Source organism: Shewanella sp. SM55, assembly GCF_025654025.1.
GTDB lineage: Bacteria > Pseudomonadota > Gammaproteobacteria > Enterobacterales > Shewanellaceae > Shewanella > Shewanella oncorhynchi.
Window position 1 is genome coordinate 146,591 of record NZ_JAKKRS010000006.1, and the last position, 13,201, is coordinate 159,791.

The window sequence follows — 13,201 nt, forward strand, 5'->3', positions numbered from 1 at the left end:
GCCATATCTTAAAATGTAGTTCCTAAAGTGTTCCCCATTGACCACAAAGCTTCATTTACCCCCAAAGGCGGTCGGCAAGACCCGATGCGCGTTGGGTTGCTTGGCTACTGGCCCGCTCGAATACGTGCTGGGTGCCTAAGCAGGTAAAGTGGACTTTAGCGCGGGTGATGGCGGTGTAGACCAACTCTTTGGTCAGCAGTTGCCATTGGGCTAGGCTGGGGCTCGGCGGCAATACTAAGGCCACACGGCTAAATTCGCTGCCTTGGCTTTTGTGTACTGTCATGGCATAACAGGTTTCATGGCTGGGCAAACGGGCTGGCAAGACTTTTAATAGGCTGCCATCGGCCTTGATAAAGTGCGCCATTAAACGTTCGGGTTTATCTTCATCCTGCAAAATCAATCCGATATCACCGTTAAACAGGCCTAAGTTATAGTCATTGCTTTGGATGATAATGGGCCGACCCAGATAAAACTCCTGTAGCGGTTTAATCAGCTTGGCATTGGCCAGTGCTTGAGTCACATACTGATTAATGCCTTCAACCCCATAATCGCCCGAGCGCATAGCACATAGAATACGGTACTGGTTAAAGCGTTCAATGATGTCAGCTGTGCTTGGACGCTTGCTTAAATCACTATTACTCGTATCGCTATTCAAGGCGCTGAGATAAGTGCCATATTGCTGGCAGGCTTGCTCCAGCAGTAAATTGAGTCCCACATTATTAGCAGGCTCGCTTACTTTGGCTTGGGTTTGGCTTACGATCATACTGTGTTCTAACCAGCTCAATTCTGCAGGTCCCTGTTGCCATACCTGCAAAATGCCTTGAAGATCTGCGCGATTGACGGCACTGGCGAGCAGTCCAATCCCTGCATCGCCTTTAAATCTGTGGCTGTGCATTAGCATACATAAGCTATCGCCAAGTTTAGGGGCGTCGCTGATATAGGGCGTTAACTCAAAACCCGTTAAAGCACTCAGACGCTGGGCTTGTTCTTTGGAATAGCGCATTTGCCACAGAGCAGGGCTGTTTGACGCTATGTTGTTCTGAGCAAAGTTATTGGGATCTACTGGTATTTTAAGTCCCGCACAAATATCGGCGAGCACAGCGCCAGCCTCAACCGAGGCGAGTTGGTCTTGATCGCCGAGTAAAATCAAACTGGCGTGCTCAGGCAGTGCGCTGAGCAGTTTGTACATCATGGGCAAATCGACCATAGAGGCTTCGTCGACGATTAATAAGTCGAGCCTAAGCGGATTACCTTGATGGTGGCGAAAGTGCGGCGAATTTGGGATCACCCCAAGCAGCCTGTGTAAGGTTGATGCCTCCTCTGGAATACGTCCCAGAGCCGTTAAAAAGTCTTGGCTATTTCTATTGAGAGCTCCAACATCAGCATGGGCGCTGAGTTCCTTCGCCAGACGCGCTTTTGAGGCTTTGATTGATTCGCTTAAGCGAGCCGCAGCTTTTCCCGTTGGCGCGACTAAACGGATTTCCTGCTGTGATTCCATTTGTAGCAATAACAAAAGCTTAGTCACAGTAGTGGTTTTGCCCGTCCCTGGGCCGCCAGTGATCACCGACAGTTTTTTACCCAGCGCTGTGGCCGTGGCGACCTTTTGCCAATCAATGGGTGCTGTGTCTTCACTGTTAGTTAGTACATTGGTAGTGAGTGCATGGGGCGCGAGCACATTGGCAGGGAACAGTTGATCTAGCAGTGACCTCAACTTAGCAGTTTGAGTTTGCTCTTGGTGGCTTGCTTCTTCAGATAAGTGCTTAGATACGCTTCCGGACAAGCGAATTAAAGCAGCGGCCACTGAGGTTTCAAATTGATGATAACGTTGTAAATAGAGTCTGCCATTATCAAAAATAAGCGGTTTGTTACTGCCCGCTTGGCCGACGGCATCAAAGGTTTGTAAGGTCTCAGTGAGTGCTTCGAGGCTTAAGGTGATTTTACAATGGCTATTTTGTTCGGCCATGGGATTAAGTGGCACAATATGGGCGAGCACTAGACAGCTGTGCTGTGAAGATAATTGCTGGCTTAATAGCGCACACAGCAAAATAAACAAGGGATGTTGGCTGTCGCTTGGATGTAAGAGACTCATTTCGAGTGCGAAATGCCGATCGAGCGGTGTGAGCAGTCGTTCTTGCTCCCACTGTTTTAACAGCTCTGGCAGCGGCGCTGTAAGCTGAATTGCGCCATGATCTATCCATTTCGCTGCTGTGAGTGAATGTGCATTTAGCCCTTGGGTTGAGCGCATCATGCCGTGACTCCTGTATCTATTGCACGAGCCAATCTGCTGTGAAATAAATTGTCATTAAAAAGTGAATCTAGCGCGAGAATAAGTGCCTTCGGCGGTTTGTCGTAATAAATACCATAGCCGGGATATTGAGCCGACATTCCCCGTAAGAACAAGTAATAACAACCGCCTATGTGGCTGTCGTAGTCATAACTTGGCAGGCGTAAACTCAAATACCTGTGTAGCGCCAATGAATAGAGAATGTACTGCAAATCGTACCTGTGATCGGTTATTGCGCTTTGCAGCGCGCTCTGATGATAGGCATTGATGTTGTCGCCTAAATGATTCGACTTATAGTCGGCGATATAATATTGACCTTGGTATTCAAAGGTTAAATCGATAAAGCCTTTGAGCATGCCCTTGAGATCATCAAACTTAAGTGTCGACTCATAGCCAAACTGCTGCAGTAGCGCATTGAGCTCAGTATCTTTAAGTTCGCTTAAGGGTAAATAAAACTCCATTTCGACTAAGGTATTCTGCGGCGATAACTTGGCTAAGCACAGATCTGGATGAGCAGGTTTGACGGCGCTTACATGCCCCGTGACTTGCGACTCTAAGGCGTGCGGTATCGCGCAGAGCGGTGTATGCAGCACATCCAAATACCAAGTATGTAATACTGTTTGCCACTCGGGCGCGATACCATATTGCAGCATGGCTTTAGGCAATTGCAGCGGTAAGTCGATTTCTGCCTGCGTAAAATCAATCTCTTCTAACACTAAATGCATAAAGCTACCGGCATTGGCGCCGCGCTCAAAGTTAAAGCGATTGAGCATGTCATCCTGCAGATCATGACTTGCCTCATCAGGAATAGAGAGTGTTTGCGCAGCCGTATATTCAAGCGTACCTAATATTTCATCGTCGGCACCCGGAGCGGCTTTACCATGGCTGGTATTTTTAACGAGACCTGAATAACTGCCGACTCGCCACGGCGTGCTGTATTGGCGGGTTAAGGTTTTCGCGCTCAGTATTTGTGCTAAGTCTTGGCTTGAGGGCAATGGCCGCTCGTCTATGTCATCGGGCACCTTATCAAGACTTATGGCTTCCACATCTTGGGCGAGCTGCTGCGCAGCATTGCAGATACGGGCAAAGTCACATTCTGAGTCGCCTATGCCCAATAGATAGCCGATAGCGGTTTCATGTAGCTGACTTTTAAGACCATTTTTAAGCTGACGACTGTGGTTGGCGATATACAAGTAACACAAATACACAGGGCGAGTGAGCGCCACATACAAAAGGCGCAAGTCTTCGGCCAAGGTTTCTTGTTTTGCGCGCTCCCAACCCTCATCCGTGCCTTCGATATCCCATACTAGCTCTTGCTCACCTGCATCGTTAGTTCTGTGGTACAGCATAGGCGTAGGGCGGCGGCGATTGTCGCGGGCTAGGCTGACAAAGGGCACAAAACATACGGGATACTCAAGACCCTTACTCTTATGGATAGTGACGATCTGCACCAGATTCTGCTCGCTTTCAAGGCGCAGCTGCTGTTCATCGGTGCCTGTGTTATCAATCAGTTGCTGTTCATACCAATTGAGCAGGGCACTCATACCATCAAGTTCGGTGGCCTTTTGTTGTAATAGCTCGGCAAGGTGGCGAAAATCCGTCAGGCGACGCTCACCGTTTGTGGCATCTTGCTCTTGAGCATCTACCTCTACACTGGCGGTGTGCAGTAAACGGTCAATCAGTTTAGTGCTATTGGCAAGGCTGAGTAGCGCGGGCATGATGCCGCGTTTTTGCCACACTTGGTGCAAGTTAAAAAATTGCTCTAATAACAGCTGTCTGTGTTCTTCATCTTGGTTAAAGGCATGAATTTGCTCGGCGCTGTAGCCCAATAATGCCGTGGCTAGGGCGCTGCGCAGTGCCCGTTCATCTTTTGGGTTCGCTAGAGAGCGCAAAATTAACGCCATTTCCCGCGCTTCAAGGGTATCGAACACACTGTCGCGACTTAAAAATACTGCGCCTATGTGGCGTTTACTCAAGGCGGTTTTCATTACCGCCGCCTCGTTGCGATCCCGCACTAGGATAGCGATGTCTTTAGCGATCAAAGGCCCTTTCGGGCCGTGGCATTCGCCATTGGCTGCATCTGTCAGTAAACGGGTAATTTGTGCCGCCGCGTCTTCGGCGAGCAAGTGTCTTGCCGTGGTTTTGTTGAGGCCGTTTTCTGCGCTTTCACTTAAGAGTCTTAATCTTAAGGCGGCGGGGTTTGCGGTTTTTTCAGTGAGGATTTTCCCTTTAGCACTGCTGGGCGTTTTCACGCTATCAAAGGGGATCGATTGATTGATAAAAGGATCGTGATGCTGGCTAAACAGATGGTTGACCCCAGCAACCATGTTTGCGCTTGAGCGGTAGTTGGTATCCAGATGATAGTGGGCCTGCGTATGATGACGGGCCTCAATATAGGTATGGATATCGGCGCCGCGAAAGGCATAAATGGCTTGCTTAGGATCGCCAATCATCAACAGGCTGAGCTTATTTTCTGTACCGTTTTTGCCTTGCTGCTCAAACGAGTAGCGGTCTTGGTAGATGCCAGAGAAGATCGCAAATTGCAGCGGATCGGTATCTTGGAATTCATCAATAAGCGCGACGGGGAAACGTGTTGCCACGGCTTTGGGCAAGGTTTCGTTATTGGCGTTTAACGCGCTCGCTAATGTCGTGAGTAAGTCATCTGGGGTCAGCACATTTTTTTGTTGTTTTTGCTGGGCAAATCGCTCGCTTATGCCGAGTTTCGCGCTATATAAAAATGCCGGTGTAATGGCGGCAATCAATGTGGCGAGTTGCTCCATATGATCCATCAGCGGTGCTTCGCTCACACTTGGGAGCACGCCGCCCTTGTTGAGTTTTAACTCAGACAGCGATAAGGCTTCTAATTCTTTCAGTGGCGGCAACCCATGACCGAAGGCGAGCCAGTTATCTAGTGCATCGAACATGGCGGCGAGCTTGGGGTACTTATCCGTTGCTTTGCCAAAGCGGGTGCCGTTGAGTGGCAAACTGTGTAGCAATGCCAATAAGCCATCGCGTCCCCTTGGCCAAGCTAATTTAAAGCGCTCTAAACTTTGGCGTAGTGACAGGGCTAAGGCATCAAACTTAAGCGCGGGTTTCAGAGGCTTTGCTTGACTGGCGCCAAGGAGCGGTCGCAACTGTTTGACTAAACCATCGGGCTCGCCAAATTCCTTGGCAATGATTTGCGCTAAGTAATCGGGCAGCGGATAACAGGCCTCACGCCAAAAATCCCGCACGGCATGGTGCAAAAATTCGCTGTCGTCCAAGGTAAAGTCCGATTCGAACAGTAAGGAAGACTCAAAGGCGAGATCCGATAAAATTCGCTGACAGAAACCGTGAATGGTAAAAATCGCCGCTTCATCGAGGGATTTAAGGGCGAGATCGAACCGCCGCAGGGCAATGGCGCGTTCATTCTCTGGGGTGTTGTCATACAACGCCTGTACAAAGGGATCGGCAATCGTTAGCCCTAAGAAGCACTTAAAGGCGACTTGAATACGCCGGCGAATACGATCCCTTAGCTCTTCGGTGGCCGCATTGGTGAAGGTGACCACGAGAATTTGTTCGCAGGTGAGCGGTGCAAGAATGCCATCACCAAGCAATAAGCGTAAATAAAGACCTGAAATCGTGTAGGTTTTACCTGTGCCTGCGCTGGCCTCAATAAGACGACTACCGCCAAAGGGCAGAGTGAGAGGATCAAGCGCTTGTGGTGCTGAATGTAAGGCTTGCGTGTTCAACGGCATGTGTTCACTCATGCTTGCTCTCCCTGTGCGCTATTGCGGTTCAAATGTGGTGCGAGAGCTTGTGTGTCAGTCGCGTGTTCATTAGCAGGGCCTTGGCTCATGCCATCGTTGAGCGCAAATTCCTCAAGCTGAGCCAGCGTGTCTTTGAGATATAAACTCACCATAGGGCGATAGATACGCTCGGCTAATGCGCCAAAGCTATCCTCAGAGAAATCCCGCGGGAAACTGAATAATCGCTGGTAATGGGGTTCATTTCCTTCTCCAAAAGCAGCTTCACCCAATTGACTCTGCTCATCTAACCATTCGGGTAACGCTTGCTGCAAACGCTCATCGTGCTCACCCTCGCAGCTGACGTAGGCCAGTGACGTGCGCGGCATAAAACACAGTGGGTGTTGTTGGCCTTGATAAAACAGCACCAGCAAATCGGCCAGTAACGCATGGGCGCGTTCAGCAGTGATTGGCGCTAGGGCGTGGAAATGCCCCATGTCGAGTAGATAGCTTGCATGTGTGTGGCCCATTGCCATTAAACACAGGTGGCGAAGGTATAACCTCAGCACATCGCGACCGTGGGCGCTACCGGGACGGTAATTGACTAACCCCTTAGGGCTGATGTCATCGATACGACCTTGCAGTAACACTTGCTGGGATTTACCCGCCGTGATGGGCAAGTCAAACACGAGTTTAATATCGGCGTGACTGCTGGCTTGTTCTCCCTTGAGGAACAAGGTTCTGCCAATCAAAGGTTTAATATCATGCTGATATTGGCGCAGTAGCAAATCATCGAAGGGCTGCATGGGCAAAGTGCCACTGGCTTTGAGGCGTTTAATCAGCTCGATATCGGGCTCAGTTAGGCCTTGGCCTATGGCATCATCGAGTAACTTGGCCTGTAACATATAGCGCTCTAGGGCATTCAAGCTAAAGGGCTCGTCATTATCATCGGCCTGAATATTAAGGCTGAGATCGACTTTAAGCGTTCGGTTGAAGAAGTACTGCGCCGGATTTCGAAAGAAACGGATCAGGGCAGACACATCCACTTGCTTGCTTTGCTGTTGTTCGTGCACAGAAGCTGGCTGTGCCTCTGTATCTGGCACTGAGTCTTGTTCATCCGCTTCGAGCATGATGCGAGTTTGCGCGCCGATAAAGCGGCCCGCATGTGTGCCCGCAGCGCCCGCATTGGGCGGACACCATTGCAGGCTGTAACTTTGGCCTATGCCCGCCGAGCCATCTTTGTCATCACTTTTTACTGTGGCTTGATACAACTTGGGATCAAAGGGTTGCAGCGGCTGGTGGCTGACAATTGCGTTATAGAGGGCTTTTTCGGCATCCTCTGGGTCTATGGGGCTTGAAGCGTTTTGCGATTGAGCCAATAGCGTTTCAGGCAGATAGCACAGCTGACAATATTCAATCAGTTCAGAGACGAGCATAGAGGCGATACGCTCAGAGTTATCCCGTTCGCTGCGTCCGATGTAGCTGATATACAGTTGCTCCCGCGCCGACAATAAGGCTTCTAAAAACAAATATCTGTCATCGAGGCGGCGGGAGCGATCGCCTTTACGGGCACCAAAGTGTGCCATTAAATCAAAGCCAACGGGATGTTGAACCCTAGGATAAACCCCATCATTCATGCCGAGTAAACACACGACCTTAAAGGGGATCGATCGCATCGGCATTAAGGTACAAAAGTTCACGCTTCCCGCAAGATAACGCTGGCCGACCCGAGATTCGGTTAAGCGTTGATTAAACCACTGCTGCAGTACTTCAATACTGAGGCTCAGTCCGCTTATACGCTCTTGGGTTAGCGCCTCTAGCGGGTTTGTCTCTAACGTTTTTGTATCCACGGGCTTACCCGCCGATAGTAACTCTTGCTCTAGGGCGGCGATGGCATCGCGGATTTCCTGCAATTGTTCGCGCTCGTCTTCATCGGTGTCGTAGAAGGCATCTAGTAGCTCAGTTAATTCCGCTAAACGCAGGGCGCCCACTTGCGGCAGGGCGAGTATTTGCGCCGTTTCATCGAGCACTTCAATAAAATTGAGTAGCTTACCTAACGCCTGCGCCGATTGGCCTTCGATGCCAGTGACGACAAGATGGTCTTGGTAGAGCGGCGCATCGTCACTCAAGGCGTAACCTAAAATCAGCCTTTTAATACCAAAGGCCCAGGAGTTTTGCTCAAACGCCGGCACACCTTGCTTAAGGCGGCTTTGTTCATCGCGGCCCCAGCGCACGCCCGCTTCATCTAACCAGCGGCGGATCAGTTGCAATTCATCGTCATCGAGCTGGAAACGGCGCAAAATGGCGGGCACTTCGAGTATGCTCAAAATGTCGGTCAGACCAAAACGACTCTGATTAATCCCGAGTAAATTTAAAAAGCTATTGATGAGCGGTGATTCCTGCGCTGCGCCGCGGTCGGCAATGGCGTAGGGAACGTAATGCAGGCCTTGCTTCGCCGGGAAGACAGCATCGATGTAGGGCGCGTAGGCGGCGACATCGGGCATCATCACCACTATGTCTTTAGGCGTCAGGTCGATATCATTGCTGAGTAACTCAAGCAAGTGATCGTGCAGGGTTTCGATTTCCCGCAGTGGGCTGTGACAACTCTTGACTCGAATGGATTCATCGTCGCGCTTAAGCAGGCGTCTGTTCTCGACATTCTGATACAGCTCGGCATCAGGCCCTAGCACTCTGTCTAAGGTTTGCATCTCTAAAATATCGTATTGCACCCCGTGGAGCATGCTGGCGTGACTGTGCGGCGAGTTGGGATCGTCACAGGGCTCACAATACACATCATCGCCAAAGTCGCAGTGTTCGGCGGGGAGCTCAAGCAGCATATCGAGTAATTCACGGCCCATCTTGCCGTTATTGGCAAGCAGCGGGTTACCCACTTCGAGTTTATCTTCCCACAGTTCGGCTAATTGGCGTTTACCCGCATATTGCACCGCCATGCGGGCACGATTACGGGGATCAACAATGTCGCCCCAATAGTGCTGACACGGGCTTAAACCCAGCACTATCACATCGATACGACTTGCTAGATGGTAAAGCACTTCAAGGGTTTGCGGCGCCATCGAGGAAATGCCAAACACAAATAAGCGTTGTGGCAATTTGGCGAGTGACGTGTCGGGATGATTCAGCGCTGCAATTAAGTCACTGTGCAGGTTGGCCCTGTGGTAATGGCTTTGATTAAGCTCATCACGGTTAAAGGCAATGAGCGCGCGCCATAAAATGGGTTGCCAGCGTTGGTCTTCATTCAGCGGCTTGGTGAGTGAGTCGGGATGCTCGTTTTGCTCCCACGCTAAAATCCAATCGGGGCGATACACTAAGTATTGGTCGAAGATATCGGCAATGCGGCCACAGAGTTGGTACAGCTTAATGTCGTCAGCCGTCATATCACGGGTGTTGTGCTGTTCATTCGTGTCGGCGGCATTTGTGCTGGATTGCTGATGACTTAGATAGTGTCGTAATGGCCCAAAGGCGTCATCTTGCAACATGCGCGGTAAGAGTTGCATCAGCTTCCAGGTCATCGCTGCCTTAGTGAAGGCGTTGTCCTTGGGCACATCGGGCAATAAGTCATGGCACAACTGCCAGGTAAAGCTCGATGGCAGCGGGAATTCCAATGCGGCAGCAATTCCATTTTGTTTGGCGATTTCGAGGCGTAGCCAAGTCGACATGCCGGGACTCTGCACCAGAATATGCTCGTTACTCAGTAGACGTGCAAAAGCAAGGGGTTGGGTCAGGTAAGCGGCTAAATGGGCGCAGAGCACTTCCATCTGATTGGACTGGATTAACTTTAGCATGTGCAACTCGGCATGGTGACAATAAAACAATTCTATGTGTTTGATTTATAAGATTCAACACTATTGCTGCTTCTGTGGAATTAACCCGCAATTTTAGGTGTTTATTGCTGCTTGCTCTGATGAGGTATCGTCAGTTACAGCTCAGTTGACGAATGCTAGGCTAGATTGAACTTATCTTTCACTTTGGCTCTGAGCAATAACCAGTTGAGTTGCTTCGCCGCCGCTTTAAATGCGGTTAAATGCGCTTGATAGTCTTTAGCCGGTAAATCTTGGTACTTCAGCGCTACATAACTTTGGGTCAAGGTTTGGAACAGCGTGCAAAGCTTTGGTGCACTGTGTTGGTATTGCTCAATAATCTGCTGCGCAAATTGATTTGGTCCATCACTGTCTTTGCGCTTAATGCCGTGGTGTGCAAGACGATTACAGATCTGTTGATAACGAGTGCTAATAGGATCGCCTTGAACTCTAAAATGTAATAAGCCCGCACTGTAGGCGATATAGAGCACGATAAGGCTGATACAGAGCCCCATAAAGACCGCGATTTTAGTGTGAGTCACATCGCCTAAAATGTCACTGAGCACTTGATTCTGTTTCTCTTGGTTAAAACCCAGTACCCACACGCTCCAGTAATAATCTATGCTGGCAAAACGTTGTCTTAACTCATTGAGCCAAGGCATGGATTTAAATCGTAAGCTACTAAAAGGGCTTTCCTGCAGGTAACTCTGCTCGGGATCAAACTGGGCGTCGAATCCTTGCTCGATACGATTGGGCGCCACCATAGCGGTGGGGTCGAAACGCACCCAACCTTCATCTTCAAGCCAGACTTCTGCCCATGCGTGGGCCATATATTGATACACACTGTAGTAACCCGCTTGCGGATTAAATTCACCGCCCTGATAGCCTGTGACCATACGCGCGGGTAAGCCTGTGGCCCGCGCCATAAAAATGAAGGCTGCGGCATAGTGCACGCAAAAACCGGCTTTGTTTTCAAATAAGAAATCATCCACTTGCTGCGGCCCAAGGGGAGGCGGCGTGAGAGTGTAGAAAAAAGGCTCACTATTAAAGTGGCCCATCATGGCCCATAGTCGTGGCTTAGGCGCGGGATACTGAGTCTTAAACTGCTCAGCTAACGTTAAAGTGCGTGGATTACTTTGGCTCGGTAGTTCGAGGTTAATCTGCCTTTGCCGCGCAGATAGCCTGAGATCCATCTTAGCCTTAGGCCAAGACTCTACTTGATAACTCATTCGCTGATCGATATTGCGCAGCGCCAACAGCCGATAGTCGGGCATATTGACCACGTTATCATCTTGGCTATAGGCCACATCGAGACCAAATAACCACGGCTGGTGGCTCGGCTCAGCAATCACTTGGTAACGAATACTCAGCTTGTTGTTTTGCTCACCTTGTTTTGCAGCATCTTGACCTTCACTGCCTATCAATGCTGGGCTGGGCCGTGAGGGCGGAAACAGCAGCGCATCTTTTTGCAACTGTTTAATCCCCGCTTCTTGGCGCCAAGTGACACCATCATAGTTCTCCATCACGAGGGCGCGCCAATATAACTCGGCATTAATGGGCGTTGCATTGGTAAAACTCGCCCTAAAGGCCAGTTCAGTCGAACGGGTGAGCTTACCTATATCACCAATCGCCAGACTATCGGACAAGCCCGTTTGGGCTTCTTTCATGTTGGGCACTAACCAGAGCGGTGCAAGACGCGGTAACACTAAAAATAACAGCAGCGCGAGGGGAAGGCTCTGGAGTAAAAATTTGCCACCTATCCAAGCCGTGTGTTTTAAGGATTGCTTATCTTGATACAAAGTCACGAGTACGCAGGTATTGATCAACGTCACCACGAGCAAGTGCGCGGTATTAAGCAGGGATTGATGGTCGATAAAGGTCAGCGCGATAATAAAATAGCCCGCGAGGACGACAACGCGTACATCCCTTTGATTACGCATTTCAATGTATTTTAAGGCATAACCTAACAGCAGCAGATTTACTAGCGCATTGAGTAAGCCTATTTCCTTTGAAACGAGTGCCAGTGTGGTTGCGGCGCCGATCGCAAGACTGGTCACCAAAAAACGCGGTGGTTTTGCCACTTTGCCGACATAAATCCCCACACGCCACAGCAAACAGATAGCGCAAATGCCCAAAGTCCAAGGCGTGGTTTTATCAAATAGTGGGCTTAATACCGCAATATTGGTGATCAATAACCAAAAAAGTGTCTGGCGGCTAATATTGTCGCCGATTTGCGGTGTCATGCTATTGGCCGCTAACTTCATACTTGCTCCCTCGAAGTAGGGATATGATGCTGCTTGCGGGGAGCTTGATTCGTTTTTTGTGGGTGATTAGCGGCTGATGACTGATATGGGGGCTTCGCCGCTGAAGGCGCTAATTGTGGATATAAGGCAATGGCTTTTTGACAGGCGATCCTATGGTGATTGCCTATCGCGGGCGCGATCAAGACATCGTCTCCCATTGGGTTTTGCAGATGTAAGCCAAAATACTGCTCAAGTTGCGTGAGTTTATTGACTTGCCAGCTTAGCTGACTCAATTGGGTTTCGAGGCGTTTGGCATCGGGTCTGAGCCTTAACCAGACGGGATCACCTTGGGGCTGCTGGAATTCTTTAGTCAGCATGCCGCGACCCTGTGCCCATTGTTTCCATGCCACTTGCTTGAGGGATTCGCCGAGCACATGGGGTTTAAGGCCTTTGAACTCATCAATCCCCGATACATGTTTACCCGCGAGTAACAGGGGATCTTGCTCCGACTGAGTATGATCAGCCTCAAGCTGTAGCGGCGCTTCAATCGGCTGGGCAAAGACTAAGTGACTAATGGCTAAATCCACATGCGACCAGGCGCGGCAAAGCCCTAAGGGATAGAAGGATTCAATTTTGAGCCGACCCGGTGACACTAGGCCCCGCTGATGATATTCGAAGGGCACGAGCGCTTGTTGTTCATCTGTGCCGACGTTCTGCACCGTATAAGTGCGATTATGCGGATAGTTAAGTTGTATGTTATGGCCACTATGGTGAGTGTTGATAAGGACAGGAAAAGTTAAGGTTTCGCCCGCATAGACTTCGGGCGGCGTCGTGGCCCGTACATGTAAGCCGGCCAGATTTTTGTAACTGTATAGAATGCAGGTATTAAAGAGGCTTAGGAGTAAGATGCTGAGGCCAATGACTAAGTTGTTTTGATAGTTAGTGCCGAATAAGTATAAGAGTAAAACCAGACCAAGCCAAACTAACCCAAAACCGCTCGGCAGAATAAAAATACTGCGATGGCTTAAGGTTATTTCGGGACTCGGTGGCAAGCGTCTTGCTAACCAACGTTGCCAAATCGGGACTAACATCGGAATGAAAGTCGGGAGTATCAGTCGTTTCACTTCTGAG

At 49.8% G+C, this 13,201-nt stretch carries 5 protein-coding genes; all 5 read right to left on the reverse strand.

The annotated features are described in order from the left end of the window. Positions 1–55: 55 nt before the first annotated feature. The 5 genes from recD to L5L91_RS10025 all read right to left on the reverse strand — a co-directional run bounded on the left by recD (position 56) and on the right by L5L91_RS10025 (position 13,194). Entirely contained in the window at positions 56–2,248 is a 2,193-nt protein-coding gene (gene recD / locus L5L91_RS10005) for an exodeoxyribonuclease V subunit alpha (protein WP_263236350.1), read from the reverse strand. Continuing rightward, positions 2,245–6,033: an exodeoxyribonuclease V subunit beta gene (gene recB / locus L5L91_RS10010; RefSeq protein WP_263236352.1), complete on the reverse strand. Its 3,789-nt coding sequence runs from the start codon at positions 6,031–6,033 to the stop codon at positions 2,245–2,247. Before recB ends, recD begins: the two co-directional genes overlap by 4 nt. Continuing rightward, a complete protein-coding gene (recC, locus tag L5L91_RS10015; RefSeq protein WP_263236354.1) occupies positions 6,030–9,812 on the reverse strand; it encodes an exodeoxyribonuclease V subunit gamma in 3,783 nt (1,260 codons plus the stop codon). The genes recB and recC overlap by 4 nt, the downstream gene beginning before the upstream one ends. Before the next feature lie 155 nt (positions 9,813–9,967). Next, positions 9,968–12,091, reverse strand: coding sequence for a DUF3488 and DUF4129 domain-containing transglutaminase family protein (locus tag L5L91_RS10020; RefSeq protein ID WP_263236356.1), 2,124 nt, complete (start codon positions 12,089–12,091; stop codon positions 9,968–9,970). Continuing rightward, complete coding sequence (locus L5L91_RS10025) at positions 12,088–13,194, reverse strand: DUF58 domain-containing protein (protein WP_263236357.1); 1,107 nt, start codon at positions 13,192–13,194, stop codon at positions 12,088–12,090. Before L5L91_RS10025 ends, L5L91_RS10020 begins: the two co-directional genes overlap by 4 nt. Positions 13,195–13,201: the final 7 nt, after the last annotated feature.

Excerpts from the sequence above, each read along its gene's own strand:
- recC (WP_263236354.1), bottom strand. The coding sequence starts at position 9,812 with ATGCTAAAGTTAATCCAGTCCAATCAGATGGAAGTGCTCTGCGCCCAT.
- recD (WP_263236350.1), bottom strand. The coding sequence starts at position 2,248 with ATGATGCGCTCAACCCAAGGGCTAAATGCACATTCACTCACAGCAGCG.
- recB (WP_263236352.1), bottom strand. The coding sequence starts at position 6,033 with ATGAGTGAACACATGCCGTTGAACACGCAAGCCTTACATTCAGCACCA.
- L5L91_RS10020 (WP_263236356.1), bottom strand. The coding sequence starts at position 12,091 with ATGAAGTTAGCGGCCAATAGCATGACACCGCAAATCGGCGACAATATT.